This is a genomic window from Zoogloea dura (assembly GCF_012927165.1).
Lineage (GTDB): Bacteria > Pseudomonadota > Gammaproteobacteria > Burkholderiales > Rhodocyclaceae > Zoogloea > Zoogloea dura.
Window position 1 is genome coordinate 566595 of the sequence record NZ_JABBGA010000001.1, and the last position, 24846, is coordinate 591440.

The following is a 24846-nucleotide window of genomic DNA, read 5'->3' on the forward strand; positions in this document are numbered from 1 at the left end:
AACCCACAGAGCAATGCCCCACAAGATTCCGGAACTCCTCGCACCAGCCGGCTCCCTGGCCATGCTGGACACCGCCTTTGCCTTTGGCGCCAGTGCCATCTATGCCGGCCAGCCCCGCTACTCCCTGCGAGTGCGCAACAACGATTTCGGCGACATCCCGGTACTGGCCGACGGCATCCGCCGGGCCCGCCTCCTCGGCAAGAAATTCTATGTCGTCGCCAACATCTACCCGCACGGGGCCAAGATCAAGACCTTTCTGAAGGACATCGCGCCCGTCATCGCCCTCCGGCCCGACGCCCTGATCATGTCGGACCCGGGCCTCATCCTGATGATCCGGGAGAATTTCCCCGAGATGCCCATCCACCTGTCGGTGCAGGCCAACACGGTCAATGCGGCTGCCGTGCGCTTCTGGAAGATGGCCGGCATCTCCCGGGTGATCCTGTCCCGGGAGCTCTCCCTCGACGAGATCAGCAGCATCCGCCAAGACTGCCCGGACACCGAGCTGGAAGTCTTCATCCACGGCGCCCTGTGCATCGCCTACTCCGGCCGCTGCCTGCTCTCCGGCTATTTCAACCACCGGGATCCCAACCAGGGCAGCTGCACCAATTCCTGCCGCTGGGACTTCAAGACTCACGAAGCCAGAACCTGCGGCGCCGGCGATGTGCACCTCATCGAGGAGCCCCACAAGCGTGCGGGCGAATACATGCCGATCGAAGAGGACGAGCATGGCACCTACATCCTCAATTCAAAGGATCTGCGCGCCATCGAGCATGTCCAGAAGCTGGTCGAGATCGGCATCGACTCCTTCAAGATCGAAGGCCGCACCAAGAGCCCCTACTACGTCGCACGAACCTGCCAGGCCTACCGCCAGGCCATCGACGACGCCGTGGCCGGGCGCGGCCTGGACCCGGTCCTGCTCGGACAGCTCGAGGGCCTGGCCAACCGGGGTTACACCGACGGCTTCTACCAACGCCATACGCCCCATGAAACCCAGAACTACCTGCGCGGGCATTCCGAGTCGGGACGCAGCCTCTACGTCGGCGACGTGGTGGGCTACGACGAAGCCCGCGGCCTGGCCGAGATCGCCTCGAAGAACGCCTTCAGCGTCGGGGACCGCCTGGAACTCATCCACCCTGCAGGCAATCGGGAAGTTCAGGTCACCCACATTTCCGACGCAACAGGCCAGGCCATCCAGCGGGTTCCGGGCAGCGACCACCGCGCCTGGCTGCCCCTGCCGGCCGACAGCGTGGGAGCCTTTGTCGCGCGCTTCATCCAGGCAGCCTGACCAGGCTGAAGAATCTTGCATAAAACGCTGAAATACTTCAGAATACCGAATTCTCGGGTGGCCAAATTCACCACCCACGGACCCAAAGGATAAAGTGATGAAAGCCGATACCCATCCGAAATACACCGAAGTTCAAGTGACCTGCTCCTGTGGCAGCACCTTCACCACCCGCTCCACCATGGGCAAGCCCCAGTACCACGTGGAAGTGTGCTCCCTCTGCCACCCGTTCTACACCGGCAAGCAGAAGATCGTTGACACCGCCGGTCGCGTCGAGCGCTTCCGTCAAAAGTACGGTTCCGTTCAGCGTCTGGGCTGATCACAGCGCAATCGCCGGGATCGACCGAAAAAGGCAGCCACGGCTGCCTTTTTTGTTGCCTGAATCCCCTACCCGCCACGCCATGCACAACGACGCAGCCAAGCGCTTCACCCTCCCCTCGCCCCTGACCGGCTGGCCGCTGGCAGTGCTGCTGGCCGTCTACCTGCTGGTCGGCACCACCGGGCATCTCCCCTGGCGGGGCGACGACCTGACCCACCTCGGGCCGATCCACGCCATGCTCCGCGGGGAAGGCTGGCTGCTGCCCGAGATTGCCGGCGAGGTCTACCGGGACTCCGGCCCTCTATATTACTGGCTTGGCGCGGCCCTGGCCTCGGCCCTCGGCGGGTTGATGCCGGTACACGACGCAGCCCGTCTGGCCAGCAGCCTGTTTTGCGCTGCCACCTTGTACTGGACCGCACTGGCGGCGCGCCGACTCTACGGCGAAGGCGCCTTCGCCCCGGCGATCCTGCTCGGCATGGGCAGCCTGGGACTGGTGGTTCATGCCCACGAAACCCAACCCGCCCTCGCTCAGATCGCCGGCGTGGCCCTTTGCCTGGCAGGCGCCGTCAACCTCGGCCGCCAGGGCCTGCAGGCCGGACTCCAGGCCGGGCTTGGCATCACCCTCGCCTTCCTGGCTGGCGGACTCTCCGGCCTGATCCTGACCCTGCCCCTGGTGCTCGCCGCTCCGCTCCTGTGCCCTGCCTGTAGAACCCCTGCCGTGTTCAGGAGCATTTCCCTGTGTTGCGGCATCGCTCTGCTCGCCGCCACCCTGTGGCTGGGCGCCGTAGCCGTGCAGGCGCCGGCCGAGCCGGCCCGCTGGTTGCAGGAAGAGCTGCGCTCGATACATCCCCACACGGAACACCTTGCCAGCCTGAGCAAGCTGCTGCAGCTGTTTGGCTGGTTCGCGTGGCCGCTGTGGCCGATCGCCGGCTGGGCACTCTGGAAGAACCGCCAAAGCTGGACTACGCCCCAGGTCGCCATCCCGCTGATCGCCAGCCTGTGCGCCATCATCCTGGTCGCCACCACCGGCAAAGGCCTGCGGCCTGCCGGCGCGCTCCCCCTGCTGCCCCCCCTGTGCCTGCTGGCAGCCTTCGGCGTCCAGAGCCTGCGTCGCGGCGCCGCCAATGCCTTCGACTGGTTCGGCGTGATGGCGTTTCTCTTCTTCGGACTCCTGGTCTGGCTGATCTGGGGGGCGCTCCATTTCAGCTGGCCGCCCGGCCTGGCCCGCCAGATCGTCAAGCTTGCACCGGAATTTCCCCGCGGAGACTTCCTCGCCAGCGCGCTCATCGGCGTACCGATCAGCATTGCCCTGCTCCTGCTGCCCGCAGCCACCGAACGCGTGCCGGCTCGGGCCACAAGCACCTGGGCGCTTGGCATGACGCTGCTGTGGTGTCTCGCTGTGGCCTTGCTGCAACCCTGGTTTGCCTATACCAAGAACTACCAGCCGATTGCCTCCAGCCTGCAGGACGCCCTTGCAAGCCAGCCGGCGGCCGCAGCGGGCTGTATCAAGCGGCGCGGCCTGGGTGACACCCAGCGCGCAGCCCTGGACTATTTCTCCAGCATCCGCACCGTGCGTTACAGCTCGGGTGATGATTGCCAGTTGCTGCTGACCTATGGCTCGGCCGGCAACAGCGTCAATGTGGCCAAGGAATGGAACAGTCCGGTGTGGGAGCGGCGCCTGGGCGGCGGCCGGAAGGCAGAGGTGTTCCGGCTGTATCGGAAGAACTGATCAGGACGGAAGGCAATCAAAAGGGGCTGACCCGCCAGGGCGCCCCTCTGACTTCAGAACTGCTTACTTGGACTGGGGAGTCTGGACGAAGATCTCATCCGGCTTAGTCAGACCGAGCTCGAAGCGGGCTCGCTCTTCGACGGCTTCGTAGCCGGTCTTGAGGTCGCGGACCTCTGCTTCCAGACCTGTATTGCGTTGCTCGAGCTTCAGATTGGCCTCCTTCTGGGAGGTCAATTGCTTTTCAACTTCCCAGACGCGCAGCCAGCCGCCCTTGCCGATCCACAAGGGATACTGCAAGAGAACGGCCAGCAGGGCCAGGATAAGGATGGGCCAGCGCATGACAAGGAGCCAGCGTGCCGCATCCACTGCGGCACGCTCCGGCTCAAACCTGCAATCAGCGATTGCGCAGGTTGTAGAAGGCCGACAGGCCCGGGTAGAAGGCGGTATCGCCGAGATCTTCTTCGATGCGCAGCAGCTGGTTGTACTTGGAGATGCGGTCGGAGCGGGACAAGGAGCCAGTCTTGATCTGCATGGCGTTGAGACCCACCGCGATGTCGGCAATGGTGGAGTCCTCAGTCTCACCGGAGCGGTGGGAGATCACCGCGGTGTAGCCGGCGCGCTTGGCCATTTCGACGGCGGCGAAGGTCTCGGTCAGGGTGCCGATCTGGTTGATCTTGATCAGGATGGAGTTGGCGATGCCCTTCTCGATGCCTTCCTTGAGGATGCGGGTGTTGGTCACGAAGAGGTCGTCACCCACGATTTGCACCGTCTTGCCCAGGCGGTCGGTCAGCAGCTTCCAGCCCGCCCAGTCGCCCTCGGCCATGCCGTCCTCGATGGAAATGATGGGGAACTTGTCCACCAGGGTCGCCAGGTAGTCGGTGAAGCCTTCGGAAGACAGGGAGAGGCCTTCGCCGGACAACTCGTACTTGCCGTCCTTGTAGAACTCGGAGGCCGCGCAGTCAAGGGCCAGCACGATGTCGCGACCCGGCTCGTAGCCGGCATTGGAAGCGGCTTCGAGGATCATGTTGAGGGCTTCGTCGGTGCCGGACACATTGGGGGCAAAGCCGCCTTCGTCACCGACGGTGGTCGGGTAGCCCTTCTTGTCGGTGAGCTTCTTCAGGTGATGGAAGATCTCGGCGCCACAGCGCAGGGCTTCGCGGAAACTCTTCACGCCGACCGGCATGATCATGCATTCCTGGATGTCCAGGGAGTTGTTGGCGTGGGCACCGCCGTTGATGACGTTCATCATCGGCACCGGCATGGCCATGCCGCCGGAACCGCCGAAGTAGCGGTAAAGGGGCAGACCGGCTTCTTCGGAAGCGGCCTTGGCCACGGCCATGGAGACAGCCAGCAGCGCGTTGGCGCCCAGGCGCGACTTGTTGTCGGTGCCGTCGAGGTCGATCAGGGTCTTGTCGAGGAAGGACTGCTCCTCGGCGTCGAGGCCGATCAGCGCTTCGGAGATCTCGGTGTTGACGTTTTCCACCGCTTGCAGGACACCCTTGCCCAGGTAGCGGGCGGCATCACCATCGCGCAGCTCGATGGCTTCGCGGGAGCCGGTGGAGGCACCGGACGGCACCGCGGCACGGCCCATCACGCCGGACTCGAGCAGCACATCGGCTTCAACGGTGGGGTTGCCGCGGGAATCGAGTACCTCGCGGGCAATGACATCAACAATTGCGCTCATGAACTTCCTCTTTCTTTAGCTGAATGCAAACCGGCGGCGCAGGGCCGCCCTTAACTTGAAACGGGTTCGGTCCGGGCCGCTCAGGGCCGCAGTTCCTCGAAGCCTTCCGCCTTGACCAGCGCGTCGAGGGCCTTGAGGGTGGCCAGCAGGCTCTTGAGCCTGGGCAGGGGCCAGGCATTGGGGCCGTCGGAAAAGGCCTTGGCCGGATCCGGATGGGTTTCCATGAACAGGCCGGAGATACCCACCGCAACCGCCGCCCGGGCCAGCACGGGAACGAACTCGCGCTGACCGCCGGACGAAGTGCCCTGCCCACCGGGCAGCTGCACCGAATGGGTGGCATCGAAGACCACCGGACAGCCGGTCTCGCGCATGATCGCCAGGGAGCGCATGTCGGACACGAGGTTGTTGTAGCCAAAAGAGGCACCCCGCTCGCAGACCATGATGTTCTCGGCGCCGCCATTCACCTCGCGGGCCTTGTCCACCACGTTCTTCATGTCGCCCGGCGCCAGGAACTGGCCCTTCTTGATGTTCACCGGCTTGCCGCAGGACGCCACGGCATGGATGAAATCGGTCTGGCGGCACAGGAAAGCCGGCGTCTGCAGCACATCGACCACCGCCGCCACATGGGGCACTTCGGCCTCGTTGTGCACATCGGTGAGGACCGGCACGCCAACCTTCTCGCGGACTTCGCCCAGGATCTCCAGACCCTTCTCCATGCCCATGCCACGGAAGGACTTGCCGGAGCTGCGGTTGGCCTTGTCGTAACTGGACTTGTAGATGAACGGGATATCCAGTTCGCCGCAGATGTCCTTGAGGCGGGAGGCCGTGTCGAAGGCCATCTCGCGGGACTCGATAACACAGGGTCCGGCGATCAGGAAGAAGGGCTTGTCGAGGCCGATGTCGAAGCCGCAGAGTTTCATGCTGTGTCCTTTCAGCCGGCCTGCTGGTGAGCCAGGGCCGCCTTCACGAAGGCGGTAAACAGGGGGTGACCGTTACGCGGATTGGAGGTGAACTCCGGATGGAACTGGCAGCCGACGAACCACGGGTGCACGTCGGTGGGCAGCTCGATCATCTCGCACAGGTCGGTGCCGGGCGCCCGGCCGGCCACGCGCAGGCCCTGCTCCTCAAGACGGGTCAGCAGGGTGTTGTTGACCTCGTAGCGGTGGCGGTGGCGTTCGGTGATCTCGGGCTTGCCATAGACCTCCCGGGCCAGCGAGCCATCGGCCAGGTTACAGACCTGACCGCCGAGGCGCATGGTGCCACCCAGGTCGGAATCCTCGCCGCGCTTCTCGATCTTGCCGGAGGCGTCGAGCCATTCGGTGATCAGGCCGATCACCGGGTAATCGGTGTGACGGTCGAACTCGGTGCTGTGGGCAGCGTTCATGCCGGCCACGTCACGGGCGAACTCGACCACCGCGAGCTGCATGCCCAGACAGATACCCAGGTAGGGCACCTTGTTTTCACGGGCGTAGCGGATCGCCGCAATCTTGCCCTCGGTACCCCGCCGGCCGAAGCCGCCGGGCACCAGGATCGCATCCATGGCCTTGAGCGCCCCGCAGCCGTCCTTCTCGATGTCCTCGGAATCCAGGTAATGGATGTTGACCTTGCTGCGGGTGTGCATGCCAGCGTGGTTGAGGGCTTCGATCAGGGACTTGTACGACTCGGTGAGGTCGACGTACTTGCCCACGAAAGCGATGTTCAGGTTGTGCTGCGGATTGTTCAGCGCGTCGAGCAGGCGCTCCCAGATGGACAGGTCGGCAGCGCGGGCCAGGATGCCCAGCTTGTGACAGACGATCTCGTCCAGCATCTGGTCGTGCAGCATGCCCGGAATGCGGTAGATGGAGTCTGCATCCAGGCACTCGATGACAGCCTCAGGCATCACGTTGCAGAACAGCGCGATCTTGCGGCGTTCGTCAGCCGGCACGGAGCGGTCGGCGCGGCACAGCAGGATGTCCGGCTGGATGCCGATCTCGCGCAACTCCTTGACCGAGTGCTGGGTCGGCTTGGTCTTCAGTTCGCCGGCAGTCGGGATGTAGGGCAGCAGCGTGAGATGGATGAAACAGGTGCCCTGGCGGCCTTCCTCGATGCCCATCTGGCGGATGGCTTCCAGGAACGGCAGGGACTCGATGTCACCCACCGTGCCGCCCACTTCGACGATGGCCACGTCGGCACCTTCGGCGCCACGTTTGACGTAGGTCTTGATCTCGTCGGTGATGTGGGGGATGACCTGGACGGTCTTGCCCAGGTATTCGCCGCGCCGCTCCTTCTTGATCACCGCCTCGTAGATCTGGCCGGTGGTGAAGTTGTTGCGCTTGCTCATCTTGGCGCTGGTGAAGCGCTCGTAGTGGCCGAGGTCGAGGTCGGTCTCGGCACCGTCTTCGGTCACGAAGACTTCCCCATGCTGAAAGGGGCTCATCGTGCCGGGGTCGACGTTGATGTAGGGATCGAGCTTGAGGTGGGTAACCTTGATGCCGCGGGATTCGAGAATCGCCCCGAGAGAGGCGGCGGCGATGCCCTTGCCCAGAGAGGACACGACACCACCGGTAACGAAGACGTATTTGGTCATGACACGGGGGACTTCTGGAAAGGGGAATGATAGCCGATTCAGCCCCTTCTCTTCAACGGGAGATACCTCCCGGCGAGTGCGTCAGACCGGTCCCGGGGCACAAACATCGCCCCGGGACCGGGTTTCCGGCCTCAATTATCCCGGATGAAATCCCGGTTCACCTGACGGAAGAGATCGTTGGCGCTGCGCTTGAGCCACTCAAAGGCCACCATCTCGCGGGTCACGATCTCCACCCCGTGGGCGCGCATCCTCGCCAGCGCGGCGTCCCGGTCGGCGGGCTTGCGGGAGCCGACGGCGTCGGCGACGACGAAGACCTCCTTGCCCTGCCAGCGCAGCTCCAGCACCGTCTGCATCACGCAGACATGCGCCTCGGTGCCGACCACCACCACCTGCCGCCGGGCTTCCACGGCCGTGCCGACGAGGCAGCCATCGGCCACGCAGGAGAAATGGACCTTCTCGACAACCTGGGCCCCCGCGGCCTCCAGCAAGGCCGGCGCGGTGGGCCCGAGGCCGGTCGGGTACTGCTCCGACACCACGATCGGCACCTCGAGCCGGCGTGCCACGCCCGCCAGCCAGATGCAGTTGCGCAACACAGCCTCGCCCTCGTTGATGGACGGCAGGAGACGCTCCTGCACATCCACCACCAGCAAGGACGACTTTCCACTATCCATCAACATGAGCGACTCCTCTCAGGACTGCAGCTCGGCGCGGTCGCGGAACTGCTCCAGCGCCGCCGGATTGGCCAGCGCCTCGACATTTTTGACCGGCTGGTTGTGCACCACCGAGCGCACCGCCAGCTCGACGATCTTGCCGCTCTTGGTGCGCGGGATGTCCTCCACCTGCACCACCCTGGCCGGCACATGGCGCGGCGTGGTGTTGTCGCGGATGGTGCGGCGGATCCGGTCGGTCAGGCTGCCATCCAGCTTCAGGCCCTCGCGCAGCTTGACGAAGAGCACCACCCGCACGTCGCTGGCATCACCCGGCGGCCATTGCTGGCCGATCACCAGGGATTCGAGCACCTCCTCGAGCTTCTCGACCTGGCGGTAGATCTCGGCCGTGCCGATACGCACGCCGCCCGGGTTGAGGGTGGCGTCGGAGCGGCCATAGATGATCAGACCATCGTGGACCGTGATCTCCGAGTAGTCGCCATGGCACCAGATGTTCTCGAAGCGCTCGAAATAGGCCGCCCGGTAGCGGGCACCGTCCGGATCGTTCCAGAAGCCCACGGGCATCACCGGGAAGGGCCGGGTACACACCAGCTCGCCCTTCTCGCCGCGCACCGGAATGCCCATCTCGTCGAACACATCCACCGCCATGCCGAGACCCTTGCACTGAATCTCGCCTGACCACACGGGCAGGGTCGGGTTGCCGAGCACGAAGCAGGAGATGATGTCGGTGCCGCCCGAAATCGACGACAGACACAGGTCGGCCTTGATCTCCCGGTACACGTACTCAAAACCCTCCGGCACCAGCGGGCTGCCGGTCGAGAAGATGGCCCGCAGGGCCGACAGGTCGTGGGTCTGCCCCGGCTTGAGACCGGCCTTGGCGATACCATCGATGAACTTGGCAGAGGTACCGAGATGGGTCATGCCCTCGGCCTGTGCGTAGTCGAAGAGGATCGCCCCGTTGCCGATCATCGGCGAACCATCGTAAAGCAGCAGCGTGGCGCCCGCAGCCAACCCGGACACTAGCCAGTTCCACATCATCCAGCCGCAGGTCGTGAAGTAGAAGACCCGGTCGCCGGGCTTCACGTCACCGTGCAGGCGATGCTCCTTGATGTGCTGCAGCAAGGCCCCGCCGGCGCAATGCACGATGCACTTGGGCACCCCCGTCGTGCCCGACGAATACATGATGTAAAGCGGGTAGTCAAAAGGCAGCCGTACGAAAGGGATCTCGGTGACGGCCTGGAAGGGCTTCACAAAATCGGCGAGCACCCGCGCGTGATGCACATGGGAGAGATCGTGCTTCGCATGCACATAAGGCACCACCACCACCCGCTTGACCGAGGGCAGGCCATCGGTGATGGCGGCCAGGCGGTCCATGCAATCGACGATCTTGCCGTTGTAGTAATAGCCATCCACGGCCACCAGCACCTTGGGCTCGATCTGGCCGAAGCGGTCGAGCACACCCTGCACACCGAAGTCCGGCGACGCCGACGAGAAGATGGCGCCGATGCTCGCCGCGGCCAGCATGACGATGATGGTCTCCGGCAGGTTCGGCATCCAGGCCGCGACGCGATCGCCCTGCCCCACGCCCATCTCCCTCAAGGCCGCCGCGAAGTGCGCCACCTGGCGGTACAGGTCACCGTGGGACATGCGGTTCTTGACCCGCTCCTCCCCCCAGAACACCAGGGCGTCGGAATCATCCCTGCTGCGCAGCAGGTTCTCTGCAAAATTCAGGCGGGCCTGCGGGAACCAGCGCGCACCCGGCATGCATCCGCCCTGCTCGAGCACGACCTCACCCCGCTCGCCGACAACCGCGCCGTAGTCCCACAGGGACAGCCAGAACTCCTCGGGCTGCGCCACGGACCAGGCATGCAGCGCCGGGTAATCGGGCAGCGAACGGCCCCAGCGGGCTTCGGCCTCACGGCTGAAGGCGGTGATGTTGGCGGCGGCAATGCGCTCCGCACCAGGACGCCACAGGGGCTCGGTGGCAACTGCGTAACTCATGGGCTATCTCCTCTACGTTCTTGTTTTGACTTCGGATCCTCGTCCGGATCCATCCGGCCTTGCGGCCCTTGCTAGCTTACCTTGGCTCGCAGGGTTTCCGGGATAGGGGCCGACTTGCCGGTCCGCGGATCGGTCCACACGACCTTGGCCGCTCCTTCCGCGTAAAGGCGCTCATCGCCTTCCACATATAGCTCGTACCAGGTCATCACGCTGCTGCGGCCGGGCTCCCCGGCAAACACCTTGATGATCACCGTGGCCGGGTAGCTCACCGGCAGCAGGAAGGTACAGCTGGCATTGATGATCACCGCCCCGCTGTCGGACTGCGGGCTGACGATGAAGCCCTCGCTCTCGATCCACTCCACGCGGGCCTGCTCGAAGAAGCGGAAGTACACGGTGTTATTGACGTGGCCGTAGAAGTCCATGTCGCCCCAGCGGACTGCTATCTGCGAAGTGTGCTGGAGCTTTCTCTGCGGCGGTTGAACGCTTGATTCCGAATTCATGATGCGCTGTCTCCTTGAGGCAAGAATTTCTTCTTGGAAGATCCCGGTGGGCGTGGATGCAATACCCCTCCCACCGGCATCCGGGCCAATGTAACATACGCATGCGTATGTTCTCATCAGCTGCGCACCGCCCGCCATCCGGGATTGCTCCGGATTGCCCTGAAGGGTTACCCTTCCACAGTTCGGGCGGATTAAAACAAATCCAATATTCTCAGGAGGAGGCAGCAAATGGAACGTGATTCCATGGAGTTCGATGTCCTTGTCGTTGGTGGCGGCCCCGCGGGCCTGGCTGCGGCGATCCGGCTCAAACAGCTCGCAACGGAAAAAGGGCAGGACTTCTCGGTATGCCTCATCGAAAAGGCTGCCGAAATCGGTGCCCACATCCTGTCCGGCGCGGTGCTCGACCCGCGCGCCCTCAACGAACTGATCCCCGACTGGAAGGAAAAGGGCGCGCCCCTCAACACTCCGGTCTCGGAAGACCGCGTGATCTTCCTCTCCGAGAGCGGCGGCCGCCAGATCCCCAACGGCCTTCTGCCGGACGCCTTCCACAACGACGGCAACTACATCGTCCGCCTCGGCAACGTGGTCAAGTGGCTCGGTGAGCAGGCCGAAGCGGCCGGCGTCGAGGTCTATCCCGGCTTCGCCGGCGCCGAACTGCTGTTCGATGACAAGGGTGCGGTGGCCGGCGTCATCACCGGTGACATGGGCGTCCTCAAGGACGGCAGCCAGGGCCCCAACTTCCAGCCCGGCATGGAGTTGCGCGCCAAGTACACGCTGTTTGCGGAAGGCTGCCGCGGCCACCTGGGCAAGCAGCTCGAGGCCAGGTTCAACCTGCGCAAGGACGCCGATCCGCAGACCTACGGCATCGGCATCAAGGAACTGTGGGAGATCCCCGCCGGCCAGCACGTGCCCGGGCTGGTCGTACACACCGCCGGCTGGCCGATGGACACCGCCACCTACGGCGGCGGCTTCTGCTATCACCTGGAGGACCGGCTGGTTTCAGTGGGCTTTGTAGTGGGTCTCAACTACACCAACCCCTACCTGTCGCCCTTCGAGGAATTCCAGCGCTACAAGACCCACCCGGAGATCCGCAAATACCTCGAGGGCGGCAAGCGCCTCGCCTACGGCGCGCGGGCCATCGCGGCTGGCGGCCTGCAGAGTCAGCCCAAGCTCGTCTTTGCCGGCGGCGCCCTGATCGGCGACGACGCAGGCTTCCTCAATGCAGCCCGCATCAAGGGCTCCCATGCGGCCATGAAGTCCGGCATGCTGGCCGCCGAAGCCGCCTACGATGCCCTCGCCACCGAGCGCGCGCAGGACGAGCTCGACGCCTTCCCGGCCGCCTTCAAGGCCAGCTGGCTGCACGCCGAGCTCCACAAGACCCGCAATTTCAAGCCCTACATGAAGAAGGGCCTGTGGCTGGGCTCCTTCCTCTTCGGCGCCGAACAGAAGCTCTTTGGCGGCAACGTGCCCTGGACCCTGCACAACAGCGCCGACCACACCACCCTGCGGCCTGCCGCCGAGTGCAGCCCGATCGCCTACCCCAAGCCCGACGGCAAGCTGAGCTTCGACCGCCTCTCCTCGGTGTTCCTGTCCAACACCAACCACGAGGAGGACGAGCCCTGCCACCTGCAGCTCAAGAACGCCTCGGTGCCCATCTCCATCAACCTGGCCAAGTACGACGCCCCCGAGCAGCGCTACTGCCCGGCCGGCGTGTACGAGATCGTACGCAGCCCCGAGGGTGACAACCCGCATCTGCAGATCAATGCGCAGAACTGCGTGCACTGCAAGACCTGCGACATCAAGGACCCGACTCAGAACATCAACTGGGTCGTTCCTCAAGGCGGCGAAGGTCCGATCTACCAGGGGATGTAGCCCGCTCGCTTCCCTGGCGGACAAAAGACAGACGGCCGGTGGAAACACCGGCCGTCTGTCCTTGAACCTGCAGCAAGGCGGGCGACCAGAGCCCCCCGCCCGCTTCATTACATCACCCCACCCACTTGCGGGCGTTGCGGAACATCCGCAGCCACGGCGAGTCTTCGCCCAGATCGGCCGGATGCCAGCTCATCTGCACGCTGCGGGCGGTACGCTCCGGGTGCGGCATCATGATGGTGAAGCGGCCGTCCGGCGTGGTCAGGCCGGTGATGCCCTCCGGCGAGCCGTTCGGGTTGAACGGGTAGCGCTCGGCCACGGCACCGCTGTTATCCACATAGCGCAGGGCCACCCGGGCATTGTCCTGGGCATCGACACCGGCGAACACGGCGCGCCCTTCGCCGTGGGACACCACGATGGGCATGCGGCTGCCGGCCATGCCGGCGAACAGGATGGACGGATTCTCCTGCACCTCCACCATCACGAAACGGGCCTCGAACTGCTCGCTGCGGTTGCGCTGGAAACGCGGCCAGGCCTCTGCACCGGGGATGATCTCGGCCAGGTTTGACATCATCTGGCAGCCATTGCAGACGCCCAGCGCAAAGGTGTCATCACGCTTGAAGAAGGTCTCGAACTGCTCGCGCAGGGCCGGATTGAACAGGATGGACTTGGCCCAGCCCTGCCCCGCCCCCAGCACGTCGCCGTAGGAGAAGCCACCGCAGGCGGCCAGGCCCTTGAAGTCGGACAGATGCACGCGGCCGGCCTGCAGGTCGGACATGTGCACGTCGAAGGGCGCAAAGCCGGCCCGCTCGAAGGCAGCCGCCATCTCGGCCTGGGAGTTCACGCCCTGTTCGCGCAGGATGGCCACCTTCGGCCGGGCCCCGGTGGCGATGAAAGGCGCAGCGATGTCCTCGGCCGGATCGTAGCTGAGGGACACCGACAGGCCCGGGTTGGTGTTGTCGGCCAGGGCCTCGAACTCCTCGCGAGCACACTCGGCATCGTCGCGCAGGCGGGCGATCTGGTAGCTGGTCTCGGACCAGGTCTGCAGCAGCTCGGCACGGGGCGCGCTGAACATCAGCTTGGCATTGCGCCAGAAACGCAGCTCGTCCCGGTCGTTGGGCTCGCCCACGAAGTGGTAGGACAGCCTGGCGGCGCGCAGGGCCTCGGTGAAGCGGCTGCGGTCGGCGCGGCGGATCTGGATCACGGCGCCCAGCTCTTCGGCGAACAAGGCCTTGAAGAGCATGTCGTTGAAGCGGCCCTTGAGGGCGTCCGGACGCTTGTCCAGACCGTCCACGTCATTCATGTACTGGTCGTAGGCCACCGTGTCGAGCAGCACCGACAGGCCGCATTTGGAGGCGAAGGCCATCTCGCAGAGGGTCGCGAAGAGGCCGCCGTCGGCGCGGTCGTGGTAGGCCAGGATCAGGTCGTCCTTGCGCCACTGCTGGATCAGGTCGAAGAAGGCCTTGAGCTGGCCGGCGTCCACGTCGGGGGCGTGCTCGGCCACTGAGTTGTAGGCCTGGGCCAGCACCGAGCCGCCGAGGCGGTTGGCGTTGTTACCGAGGTCGATCAGCAACAGCTCGGTCTCGACGCCCTCGGGGAACTGCAGCTGGGGCGTCAGGGTGCGGCGGACGTCCTGCACCGGCGCAAAGCCGGTGACGATCAGGGACAGGGGCGACACCACCTGCTTGTCCTCACCCTCCTCGTTCCAGGCGGTACGCATGGACAGCGAGTCCTTGCCCACCGGAATGGCAATGCCGGCCTGCTGGCAGAACTGGGAGACAGCCTCGACGGTCTTGTACAGCTTGACGTCCTCACCACGGTGGCCGGCAGCGGCCATCCAGTTGGCGGAGAGCTTCACATCACCCAGGCTGCGGATGTCGGCCGCAGCGATGTTGGTGATGGCCTCGCCGATCGCCATGCGGCCGGAGGCCGGTGCATCGAGGGTGGCCACCGGGGTGCGCTCACCCATGGCGAAGGCCTCGCCCAGGTAGCCCTGGTAGCTCATGGTGGTGACGGCCACGTCGGCCACCGGGATCTGCCACGGGCCGACCATCTGGTCGCGAGCGGTCATGCCGCCGACGGAGCGGTCGCCGATGATGATCAGGAAGTTCTTGCTGGCCACCGCCGGCATGCGCAGCACGCGGCGACAGGCGTCGGCGAGGTCGATGTCGGTGACGTCGAAGGGCGGCACGAAGACCTGGCGGGTGGACACATTGCGGGTCATCTTGGGCGGCTTGCCCAGCAGGACCTGCATTTCCATATCCACCGCGTTGTTGTCGAAATGGCGGTCGGAGACCACCAGCTGGCCATCGTCCGAGGCCGTGCCGACCACGGCAAACGGGCAGCGCTCGCGCTCGCAGATGGCCTTGAAGACATCCAGGCTCTCCGGTGCGATGGCGAGCACGTAACGCTCCTGGGACTCGTTCGACCAGATCTCGCGCGGGCTCATGCCCGGCTCTTCGATGTGCACCTCGCGCAGCTCGAAGTGCGCGCCCAGCTCGGCGGAATCGGCCAGTTCGGGGAAGGCGTTGGACAGGCCGCCGGCGCCTACGTCGTGGATCGACAGGATGGGGTTGGCTTCACCCTTCTGCCAGCAGGCATCGATGACTTCCTGGCAACGGCGCTGGATCTCCGGGTTGCCGCGCTGCACGGAAGCGAAGTCCAGGTCGGCGGTGTTGGTGCCGGTGGCCATCGAGGAGGCGGCACCGCCGCCCAGGCCGATCAGCATGCCGGGGCCGCCCAGCTGGATCAGCAGGGTGCCGGGGCCGAACTTGATCTTGAAGGACTGCTGGTCCTGGATGGAACCCAGGCCGCCGGCGATCATGATGGGCTTGTGGTAGCCCCGCATCTCGTCCTGCACGCTCTGCTGGAAGGTACGGAAATAGCCGGTCAGGTTGGGACGGCCGAATTCGTTATTGAAGGCGGCCGCGCCCAGCGGGCCTTCGATCATAATGTCCAGTGCCGAGGCGATGCGCTCGGGCTTGCCGTAAGCCTCTTCCCAGGGCTGCTCGAAGCCGGGGATCTCCAGGTTGGACACCGAGAAGCCCGCCAGGCCGGCCTTGGGCTTGGAGCCGCGGCCGGTGGCGCCTTCGTCGCGGATCTCACCGCCGGAGCCGGTGGAGGCGCCCGGGAAGGGGGAGATCGCGGTCGGGTGGTTGTGGGTCTCGACCTTGGCCAGGATGTGGGTCAGCTCGTCACGGTACTTCCAGGCGCCATCGGCGTCCGGGTAGAGCTTGGCAACGGTGGCACCCTCGATCACCGAGGCGTTGTCGGAGTACGCCACCACCGTGCCCTCCGGATGGGCCTTGTGGGTCTCGCGGATCATCCCGAACAGGGTCTTGTCCATCGGCCGGCCGTCGATCACCCAGTCGGCGTTGAAGATCTTGTGGCGGCAGTGCTCGGAGTTCGCCTGGGCGAACATCATCAGCTCCACGTCGGTGGGGTTGCGCCCGATGCGGGTGAAGTTGTCCACCAGGTAGTCGATCTCATCCTCGGACAGGGCCAGGCCCAGCTCGCTGTTGGCCACCACCAGGGCGTCACGGCCCTGCTCGATGATCGCCACCGTGGTGAGCGGCTGGGGCGCGTAATGGTGGAACAGCGCGTGGGCGGCGTCCGGGTTGTCCAGCACCGACTCGGTCATGCGGTCGTGGATGGCCGGCAGCACCGCCTCGCGGTCGCGTGCATCGAGCCCGCCGCGCAGCTCGAAACTGAGGGCGGTGCCCCGTTCGATCCGCACGATCTTGTCGAAACCGCACTGCCTGGCGATATCGGTGGCCTTGGATGACCAGGGCGAAATGGTGCCCAGACGCGGCGTGACCATCAGCATGCTGCCGGCAGGCGCAGCGCCTTCGGCGTGCGCACCCAGCAGATCCACCAGCCGGGCCAGTTCATCGGCCGTCAGCGGCGCAGTGAGCTCGGCGAAATACCAGTGCTCGGCAGCCAGGCCCTTGAGGCGCGGCAACACGGTTTTGACGGACTCGGTAAGGCGGGCGAGGCGGGAAGCGGAGACCGCGGGCGCACCGCGCAGCTTGAGGATTTCGGACATGGCAGGGATGGGCACGAAAGAATGACCGGCCCCTCCCACGGCTGGCGAACCGCAGGCAGGGCATCTGGAAAGCGCGGGATTATACCCGAGGTGGCGTACTCCTCCGACCTTCCCTCTTTCATCGCCGGACCGCTCCAAGATGAAAGCGCCCCCTCGGGGGGCAGCGAACCGCAAAGCGGAGAGCGTGGGGGTACCCTTTCATCGCCGGACCGCTCCAAGATGAAAGCGCCCCCTCGGGGGGCAGCGAACCGCGTAGCGGAGAGCGTGGGGGTACCCTTTCATCGCCGGGCCGTCCCAAGATGAAAGCGCCCCCTCGGTTGGCAGCGAACCGCAAAGCGGGAAGCATGGGGGTACCCATTGCGGGCGGCGGCGCAGGCTCCTGTCATTAGGACCGTGCAATAATTCACGGCTTGTTGCACTTGCGGACCATGTCACCATGTCCTCCCGTCGCACCCGCCCCCAGTCCTACCGCCCCACCCTGCTGCTGTGGGCGCTCACCGTCGTGTTCTGCATCGCCGAGGCCGGCATCCTCTTCCTGGCCTACCGCCACACCCTCGAATATCGCCAGCTGTCGACCCAGCTGGGACTCGTCCAGCAAGGCTCCGCGCTCGCCTACCAGCTCTCCGCAGGGCCCGCGACACCCGTCCTCAACCCGAGCAACGACCCCCGTCAGCGCTGGCTCACCGGTCTGCTGAGCGGCCTGCTGGCCGGCGGCACGTCACTGCACAGCCTGGAGAACATCCGCGTGGCCGTCGGCCCCGTGGAAGGGCAGGAAGCGCGGCGCATTCTGGCCGAACTCAACTCACGCTGGAGCGCCCTCACCAGCCAGACCCTCCTCAGCACGCTCAGCCAGGACGCCGCCGCCGACCTCGACGCCGAGCATCACGCCAGCCGCCTGGCCGCCGAGCTGGCCGCCATCGGCCCCGGCATGGGCCACCTGGCCATGCAACTGGCCCGCCAGCGGGACGAGGCGATGCGCCAGGCCGACCTGTTCGCCGTTCTCGCCGTGGCGACCGGCCTGCTCGCCTGCTTGGTCGTCGGCACCCTGCTCCTGCTGCAGCGCCGCCGCTCAGAGCGCTCCGGCAGGCTGATGCGTTCGATGATGAACCAGATCGGCGCCGGGGTTTGCATCCTCGGCAGCACCGACAAGATCGCCGATGCCAACCGGGCCGCCTGTCGCATGCTCGGCCGCCCCCGCAAGGCCCTGCGTGGGCGGCGCCTGGACGAGATCCTGAGCCTCAACGACGGGGTGTGGACCGGCGAGCGGCCGGACGGGCTGCCTCTCGCCATCGAACGGATCCCCGGCGTCATCGAAGGCTACAAGGGCCCGCTGCGGATCATGACCCTGCTCGACGTGACGGCCCGCCACCTCACCAACGAATGCCTCCAGCACCTGGCCAACCACGACCCGCTGACCGGACTGCCCAACCGGGGCTTCCTCGCGCCGCATTTCGAAAGGGAGCTGCAGCGCTGCGAAGAGAACAAGTCGGTGCTGGGCGTGGCGGTGCTCGACCTCGACGGCTTCAAGCCCATCAACGACACCTACGGCCACGCCATCGGTGACGAGCTACTGGTGCAGATCTCCCAGCGCCTGGGGGCGGCCCTGCGCAATGGCGATGTAATCGCCCGCATCGGCGGCGACGAATTCGCCGGCGTCTTCCCGGACATCAACAACCGGGACACCCTCAACTTCCTGGGCGAACGCCTGCTCGGCATCTTTGCCCATCCCTTCCACATCCAGGGCCAGCTCATCACCATCGGCGGCAGCATCGGGCTGGCCCTCGCCCCCGACGACGGCCTGGACCAGGACAGCCTGCTGAAAGCCGCCGACGCCGCCATGTACCGGGCCAAGCATGACGGACGGCCCGCCCTGCGGCTGGCCAGCCGCACCGGTGACAGCGTGGCGGCCTGAGCCGGGGCCCGGCCTGATCGGGTAAGATAGCGCGCTTTGTCGCCGCCGCCTTCCCGCACTTCCCTTGCACTCCATTCCCAACGACGATCCGGACACCCTCCCGCAGCCCGTCGCCGAGGCCTTCCCGGTCCGCTGGGCAGTGGCGCCTCCGGCGCTGCTCGTCGTGCTCGCCGCAATCGTCTTCCTGGGCGGCCACAACCAGGCGCTGTTCCTGCACGCCAACCAGCTCCTCGCCCGTGCCGCGTCGCCGGCGGTATGGTCGGCCATCACCCTCAGCGGCTCGGTGCTGGGCGTGATGGCCCTGCTCGCGCCCAGCCTCAAGACCCGCCCGCGCCTGCTTGCCTCGGCCTTCCTTGGCGCACCGCTGGCCATCCTGTTCAGTGAAGGCGGCAAGCAGGGCTTCGACCTGATGCGGCCGGCCGGCGTGCTCGCCACCGAGAGCTTCCACCTCATCGGCCAGAAGCTGTACGTGCATAGCTTTCCCTCCGGCCACGCCACCACCGCCGGCCTCGTTGCCGCCGTGATCGTGCTGGCCTGGCCCGAGCCGGCCAGCCGCCTGCGCGCGGCCATCGGTGGCCTGCTGGCCGCCGCCCTGATCATCCTGTCGCGTATCGCGGTGGGCGCCCACTGGCCCCTCGACGTACTGGTCGGTGCTGCCGGCGGCTGGGCCTGCGGCGCCTTCGGGGTGTGGCTGTCGAGCCGCCTGCGCTTCTGGGAACGCCCCGGCGGCGTGCGCGTGATGGCCACCATCGTGCTGGCCACCAGCCTCTCCCTGCTCTTCATCAAGCTCGGCTACCCCGACGCCCGCCTCTACCAGATCGGCCTGGGCGCCTGGGGCATCGGCGGTGCCGCGGCGGCCCTGATGCGCGACCGGGAGACATCCTCATGAACCTGAAACGTCTCCTCGCCGTCGCCGTCTCCCTGGCCCTGCTCGGCTGGCTGCTTGCCGACGGGCGCTGGCGCGGCGTCGGCGAACTGCTCGGACGCCTCGACGCTCCCGCTCTCGGGCTGGCCATGGCGGGCTTCGCCTTGTCCTACTGCTTGCGCGCGCTGCGCGTCTTCGACGAGTTCCGCACCCAGGCCGCCGGCCGCTTCGGCGCCTGCCTGCGCATCGTCCTGGTGCACAACGCCATGGTTAACGTGCTGCCCTTCCGCGGTGGCGAGGCAGCCTTTCCGCTGCTCCTGCGCCAGACCTTCGACGTGGCCCTGCCCCGCGCCGTGGCGTCGCTATTCTGGTTCCGCCTGCAGGACGCCTTCGTGGTGATGGCCCTCGCCGCACTGGTGTGGCCCGGCCTGCCCACCGCACTCAAGACCGCCGCGGTGCTGGGCGTGGTCGGCCTCGCCTGGTGGCTGCCGCGCTGGGCGCGGGCGCCGCATGACTGGGCAGAGGGCAAGCCCTTCACCGCCAAGCTGGCCAAGGTACGCGACGCCTTCGCCGAGAGCACCCTCCACGCCCGCTTCGGCTGGTTGTGGACCATCGCCAACTGGACCGTGAAATTCGCCGCCCAGGCCTGGCTGCTGTCCGCCCTGCTGCCGGCCACGCTGGCCATCGGTGCCACCGGTGCCCTCGGCGCCGAGCTGGCGGCCATCCTGCCGCTGCAAGGCGTGGCCGGCTTCGGCACCTACGAAGCCGGGGCCGCCGCCGCCCTGCTGCCTGGCGGCGTCTCCCTCGAAACCGGCCTGCAGGCTGCCCTGGCGCTCCATCTGTTCGTGATCGCCTGCGCGGTCAGCTCCGGCGCCATCGCCTGGCTGTTTCCGGTGGCGCGCAGCGACAACGCAAGCGCGAGCCCCTGAGCCGACATACAATCCGCCTCGTCCAGCGCCGACGGGGCGACCACCTCGACATTCAGCACACAGATCATCATGACCGACTCCACCAAGCTCTCTCCGCTCCCGCCGGCCCAGCCCGACATCCCGGCCGACCTGCCGCCCCATCGCCTGTCGGTGGTGGTCCCCCTCTATAACGAGGAAGACAACGTGGACCCGCTGCTCGAGCGCATCCACCTGGCCCTCGGCCCCTACCCCTACCCCTGGGAAGTGGTCATCGTCGATGACGGCAGCGCCGACGACACCGTGCCCAACCTCGAGAAGGCCGCCAAACGCTACGGCCCGCACGTGCGCATCGTCGCCCTGATGCGCAACTTCAAGCAGACCGCCGCCATGCAGGCCGGCCTGGATGCGGCCCGCGGCGACGTCATCGTGACCATGGACGGCGACCTACAGAACGACCCCATCGACATCCCGCGCATGGTCGGCCGCCTGCTGCGTGAAGACCTCGACCTGGTTGCCGGCTGGCGCAAGAACCGCAAGGACGGCATGATCCTGCGCAAGATCCCGTCCAAGATCGCCAACCGCCTGATCGCCCGCATCACCGGCGTGCACCTGCAGGACTACGGCTGCTCGCTCAAGGCCTTCCGCGCCAGCGCCATCAAGAACGTGCGGCTGTATGGCGAGATGCACCGCTTCATCCCCGCCTGGCTGGCCACCGTGACCACCCCGCGCAAGATCGCGCAGGAAGAAGTCACCCACCACGCGCGCATGTTCGGCGAGTCCAAGTACGGCATCTCGCGCACCTTCCGGGTCGTGCTGGACCTGATCTTCGTGTACTTCTTCATGCGCTTCCGCACCCGGCCGGGTCACTTCTTTGGTGGCATCGGCATGGGCCTGGGCGCGCTGGGGGTCCTCATCCTCGCCTACCTGACCGCCCTCAAGATCTTCACCGGCGCCTCCATCGGCACCCGGCCGATGTTCTTCGGCGGCTTCTTCTTCCTGATCGCCGGCATCCAGATGGTCACCACCGGCGTGCTGGCCGAGCTGCTCACCCGCGTCTATTTCGAATCCGGCCAGAGCCAGGCCTATGTCGCCCGCGACGTCCCGGCGCTGGACGACGGCGCAGGCTGGCAAGACAAGCCCCAACGCTGAGGCAGCCCGTGTCCGGGATCCATACCTCCGGCGGCCACCTGGCCGATAGCCCGCTCTCCGGCACTCTCCTCGGCCGCCTGATCCTCGCCCTGCCGTTGCTGGCCTTCCTGCTGCGCCTGGGCGGGGCGCCGCTGTTCGACGTGGACGAAGGCGCCTTCTCCGAAGCCACCCGCGAGATGTTCGAGCGCGGCGACTTCCTGTTCACCTACCTCAACGGCGCACCGCGCTTCGACAAGCCGATCCTGGTGTATTGGTTCCAGTGCATCGGCTACCTGATCTTCGGCCCCACCGAATGGGCCTTCCGCCTGCCCAGCGCGACGGCTGCCATCGTGTGGAGCTACGCCACTTACTTCTTCGCCCGCCGCCGGGTCGGCGAGGATGCGGCCCTGGTGGCCCTGGCGGTGGCCGCCACCGCCCTCGGCCCCTTCGCCATCGGCCGCGCCGCCACCGCCGACGGCCTGCTCAACTGCCTGCTCGCCCTGACCCTCTTCGACGTCTGGCGCCACCTGGAAAGCGGCGCCCGCGCCCCGCTGCTGCGCGCCTTCGTGTGGATCGGCCTGGGCGCCCTCACCAAAGGGCCGGTGGCCCTCATCGTGCCGGGCACCGTCAGCCTGCTCTACTGCGCCAGCCGCGGTGAATGGAAGATCTGGCTGCGCACCGTCTTCAACCCTCTCGGCCTGCTGATCCTCATCCTCATCGTCGCCCCCTGGTACGCCTATGCGCTGATGCGCCACGGCCAGGACTTCATCGACGGCTTCATCATGCGCCACAACGTGCAGCGCTTCTCCGGCTCGCTGGAGGGCCACGGCGGCAGCGCCTTCTACTACCTGGTCGCGGTGCCCCTGCTGCTGCTGCCGTGGAGCGGCCTGTTCTTCTCGGCCCTCGGCCGGCTGCGCAGCCAGTGGTCCGACCCGCTGATGCGCTTCCTGTGGATCTGGTTCGCCTTCGTGCTGGGCTTCTTCTCCCTGTCCGGCACCAAGCTGCCCCACTACGTGCTGTACGGCTGCACCCCGCTGTTCATCCTGATCGGCCTGAAGGCGACCGGCAGCGACGGCCCGCGCCGCGTCTGGCCGCAACTGATCGCCCCCGGCCTGCTCTTCCTGCTCTTCCCCCTGCTGCCCAACCTGTTCGACGCCCTGTCGCGCAGCACCCTGGGTGACGGCTTCTACCGGGCCCAGCTCGGGCGCGCGCTCGAGGTGGCCGACGCCACCTACATCGCCGCCACCGTGGGCGGGCTGGTGCTGTGGGCCGCCGTCGTGTTCTTCCCCCGCCTGGGCGCCGTGCCCAAGCTGGTGGTCACCGCCGCCCTGCAGGTCATCCTGCTGGCCGGCGTGGTGGTGCCCTACGCCGGCGAACTGGCCCAGGGGCCGGTCAAGGCAGCCGGCCTCAAGGCCCATGAACTCGGCGAGCCGGTGGTTTTCTGGCGTTTCACCACCGCCCCCAGCTTCAGCGTGTATCGCCAGGGCGTCACCGTGAAGGGCGACCCGGCTCCCGGCCAGCTCGCCCTCACCCGCATCGACCGCCTGCCGGCCGACGCGCCGGTGGAGCGGATCTTCACCCAGGGCGGCGTGGCCCTGGTGCGGATGAAACAGCCATGACGGCGCGCCGCGACTACCTCGGCCCGCTCGCGCTCATCGCCGCGCTGCTGACCGTCTATCGCCTGTGGGTGATAGGCCACCTCGGCATCGACCTTTACGTGGACGAGGCCTACTACTGGGGCTGGTCCCAGCAGCTGGACTGGGGCTACTACTCCAAGCCGCCGGTCATCGCCGCCCTCATTGCCGCCAGCACGGCCGTGCTCGGCAACAGCCTGGTCGCCATCAAGCTGCCCTCCCTGCTGATCTACCCGGCCACCGCCTTCGCCCTGTATGCCCTGGGCCGGCGCATGTTTTCGGCGCAGGTGGGCTTCTGGGCCGGCCTGGCCTTCCTGTCCATGCCCCTGGTGTCGGCCCTCGGCCTCTTCGTATCGACCGATGCGCCGCTGCTGCTGTGCTGGACCCTCGCCCTGATCTTCCTGCTGCGCGCCCTCGAGCGAGACGGCTGGGCCGACTGGCTGGCCTGCGGCGCCATCATCGGCCTCGGGCTGATGTCCAAGTACACCATGGCCGCCTTCCTGCCCTCGGCCCTGCTGCTGATCGCCCTCGACCCGCAGCAGCGTCGCTGGCTGGCCCGCCCGCAGCCGTGGGTGGCGGTGTTGCTGGCCTTCGCCATCCTCGGACCCAACCTCTACTGGAACTGGACCCACGACTTCCCCACCTTTCGCCACACCGCCGAGATCACCCGGGTGGGCCACGGTGAACGCGGCCTGCACCCCGGCCAGCTGGGCGAGTTCATCGGCGCCCAGTGGCTGTCGATCGGCCCCGTGCTGGGCATCCTGCTGGGCTGGGCCCTGTTGCGCAGCCGCAGCCTGTGGGCCAGCCCGGCGCAACGCACCCTGCTGATCTTCATCCTGCCGCTGCTGGCCCTGGTGAGCCTGCAAGCCCTCACCGGCCGCGCCAACGGCAACTGGGCGGCGCCCATCTTCGTCGCCGCCTGCGTGCTGATCCCGGCGGTCTTCCTGCCCGACCGGCGGCGCTGGCTGATCGCCGGGGTGGCCTTCAACCTGCTGGCCTCCACCGTCGCCTACCACTGGCCGGACATCGCCCGCAGCACCGGGGTGGCCCTCACCGCCAAGAACGATCCCTTCAAGCGGGCCCGGGGCTGGATCAACCTGGCCGACGGCGTGCGCCCCCTGCTCGAAAGCCACCCCGGCAGCGTGCTGGTGACCGAAGACCGGGAGCTGATGGCCCACCTGATCTACCGCCTCTCCCCCCCGGAATACGCCACCTGGCATCCCTCCGGCACGCCCATAAGCCACTACGACCTGGTCACCACCCTGGCCGACAAGAAGGGACGCGACGTGATCTTCGTCAGCCGCAAGGCCGACATTGCCGGGATCAGCGCCCGCTTTGGCAGCAGCGAAGCCCTCGGCAAGATCGTCGTGCCCATCCACAAGGACTTCCGGCGGGAGGTGTATGTCTTCCTGCTGCGGGACTTCCAGGGCTACTGAGCCTTCAATCAGTCAAGCAGCGGCAGAACTGAGTTTCTGATGGCTGACGAATCTTCTCCAGCCCTGGACGAAATTCGTCGAGAGCTGGACGAAACCGGTCAGACGCTGGACGAAATCCGTCGAGCCCTGCATGAAATCGGTCCAGGTCTGGGTGATTTTCATCCAGCCCTGGACGCGCCGCGTCCACCCGCTGACGGCGGGAGTCCAGGGCTGGACGCCATTCATCCAGGTCTGGACGGCGGGTGTCCAGGGCTGGAGTGGGATCGTCCAGGGGTGGATGAATAGTGTCCAGGGGAGTGT

General features: G+C 66.5%; 19 protein-coding genes. 10 read left to right on the forward strand and 9 right to left on the reverse strand.

Annotated features, from left to right (window positions below):
* The first annotated feature begins 13 nt into the window (after positions 1-13).
* The 3 genes from HHL15_RS02495 to HHL15_RS02505 all read left to right on the forward strand — a co-directional run bounded on the left by HHL15_RS02495 (position 14) and on the right by HHL15_RS02505 (position 3330).
* Entirely contained in the window at positions 14-1285 is a 1272-nt protein-coding gene (locus HHL15_RS02495; RefSeq protein ID WP_169144213.1) for a peptidase U32 family protein, read from the forward strand.
* Between the two features lie 97 nt (positions 1286-1382).
* Positions 1383-1601: a 50S ribosomal protein L31 gene (gene rpmE, locus HHL15_RS02500; RefSeq protein WP_169144214.1), complete on the forward strand. Its 219-nt coding sequence runs from the start codon at positions 1383-1385 to the stop codon at positions 1599-1601.
* Positions 1602-1683: 82 nt separating this feature from the next.
* Positions 1684-3330, forward strand: a complete 1647-nt coding sequence (locus tag HHL15_RS02505) for an ArnT family glycosyltransferase (protein ID WP_169144215.1) — start codon at positions 1684-1686, stop codon at positions 3328-3330.
* A gap of 63 nt (positions 3331-3393) precedes the next feature.
* Here HHL15_RS02505 and ftsB read toward each other — a convergent pair whose 3' ends face one another.
* From ftsB to HHL15_RS02540, 7 genes are all read right to left on the reverse strand, one after another.
* Positions 3394-3669, reverse strand: coding sequence for a cell division protein FtsB (gene ftsB / locus HHL15_RS02510; RefSeq protein WP_169144216.1), 276 nt, complete (start codon positions 3667-3669; stop codon positions 3394-3396).
* A gap of 55 nt (positions 3670-3724) precedes the next feature.
* Entirely contained in the window at positions 3725-5014 is a 1290-nt protein-coding gene (gene eno, locus HHL15_RS02515) for a phosphopyruvate hydratase (protein ID WP_169144217.1), read from the reverse strand.
* A gap of 80 nt (positions 5015-5094) precedes the next feature.
* Complete coding sequence (gene kdsA / locus HHL15_RS02520) at positions 5095-5934, reverse strand: 3-deoxy-8-phosphooctulonate synthase (RefSeq protein WP_169144218.1); 840 nt, start codon at positions 5932-5934, stop codon at positions 5095-5097.
* 11 nt (positions 5935-5945) lie between these two features.
* Complete coding sequence (locus HHL15_RS02525; RefSeq protein WP_169144219.1) at positions 5946-7580, reverse strand: CTP synthase; 1635 nt, start codon at positions 7578-7580, stop codon at positions 5946-5948.
* A gap of 131 nt (positions 7581-7711) precedes the next feature.
* Positions 7712-8257 carry a hydrolase gene (locus HHL15_RS02530; RefSeq protein ID WP_169144220.1) on the reverse strand — a complete coding sequence of 182 codons (546 nt, stop codon included), beginning with the start codon at positions 8255-8257 and terminating at the stop codon, positions 7712-7714.
* A 12-nt stretch (positions 8258-8269) separates the two neighbouring features.
* The gene (locus HHL15_RS02535; RefSeq protein ID WP_169144221.1) at positions 8270-10249 is read right to left on the reverse strand and encodes an acetoacetate--CoA ligase; all 1980 of its coding nucleotides are present in this window, start codon (positions 10247-10249) and stop codon (positions 8270-8272) included.
* 71 nt (positions 10250-10320) lie between these two features.
* A complete protein-coding gene (locus HHL15_RS02540) occupies positions 10321-10749 on the reverse strand; it encodes an acyl-CoA thioesterase (protein WP_169144222.1) in 429 nt (142 codons plus the stop codon).
* Between the two features lie 228 nt (positions 10750-10977).
* Here HHL15_RS02540 and HHL15_RS02545 point away from each other — a divergent pair, with 228 nt between their 5' ends.
* Entirely contained in the window at positions 10978-12621 is a 1644-nt protein-coding gene (locus HHL15_RS02545; protein ID WP_169144223.1) for an electron transfer flavoprotein-ubiquinone oxidoreductase, read from the forward strand.
* Positions 12622-12733: 112 nt separating this feature from the next.
* Here HHL15_RS02545 and purL read toward each other — a convergent pair whose 3' ends face one another.
* The gene (gene purL, locus HHL15_RS02550) at positions 12734-16663 is read right to left on the reverse strand and encodes a phosphoribosylformylglycinamidine synthase (protein WP_169144224.1); all 3930 of its coding nucleotides are present in this window, start codon (positions 16661-16663) and stop codon (positions 12734-12736) included.
* 436 nt (positions 16664-17099) lie between these two features.
* Here purL and HHL15_RS02555 point away from each other — a divergent pair, with 436 nt between their 5' ends.
* The 6 genes from HHL15_RS02555 to HHL15_RS02580 all read left to right on the forward strand — a co-directional run bounded on the left by HHL15_RS02555 (position 17100) and on the right by HHL15_RS02580 (position 24546).
* The gene (locus HHL15_RS02555) at positions 17100-18575 is read left to right on the forward strand and encodes a diguanylate cyclase domain-containing protein (RefSeq protein ID WP_169144225.1); all 1476 of its coding nucleotides are present in this window, start codon (positions 17100-17102) and stop codon (positions 18573-18575) included.
* A 64-nt stretch (positions 18576-18639) separates the two neighbouring features.
* Positions 18640-19464: a phosphatase PAP2 family protein gene (locus HHL15_RS02560; protein WP_169144226.1), complete on the forward strand. Its 825-nt coding sequence runs from the start codon at positions 18640-18642 to the stop codon at positions 19462-19464.
* The gene (locus tag HHL15_RS02565) at positions 19461-20369 is read left to right on the forward strand and encodes a lysylphosphatidylglycerol synthase domain-containing protein (RefSeq protein WP_235943175.1); all 909 of its coding nucleotides are present in this window, start codon (positions 19461-19463) and stop codon (positions 20367-20369) included. Before HHL15_RS02560 ends, HHL15_RS02565 begins: the two co-directional genes overlap by 4 nt.
* Positions 20370-20438: 69 nt before the next feature.
* Positions 20439-21497: a glycosyltransferase family 2 protein gene (locus HHL15_RS02570; RefSeq protein WP_169144227.1), complete on the forward strand. Its 1059-nt coding sequence runs from the start codon at positions 20439-20441 to the stop codon at positions 21495-21497.
* 8 nt (positions 21498-21505) lie between these two features.
* Complete coding sequence (locus HHL15_RS02575) at positions 21506-23095, forward strand: ArnT family glycosyltransferase (RefSeq protein WP_328824980.1); 1590 nt, start codon at positions 21506-21508, stop codon at positions 23093-23095.
* The gene (locus HHL15_RS02580; RefSeq protein ID WP_169144228.1) at positions 23092-24546 is read left to right on the forward strand and encodes an ArnT family glycosyltransferase; all 1455 of its coding nucleotides are present in this window, start codon (positions 23092-23094) and stop codon (positions 24544-24546) included. Before HHL15_RS02575 ends, HHL15_RS02580 begins: the two co-directional genes overlap by 4 nt.
* Positions 24547-24558: 12 nt before the next feature.
* Here the strand turns inward: HHL15_RS02580 and HHL15_RS02585 are convergent, their stop codons facing one another.
* The gene (locus HHL15_RS02585; RefSeq protein ID WP_169144229.1) at positions 24559-24771 is read right to left on the reverse strand and encodes a hypothetical protein; all 213 of its coding nucleotides are present in this window, start codon (positions 24769-24771) and stop codon (positions 24559-24561) included.
* Positions 24772-24846 lie beyond the last annotated feature (75 nt).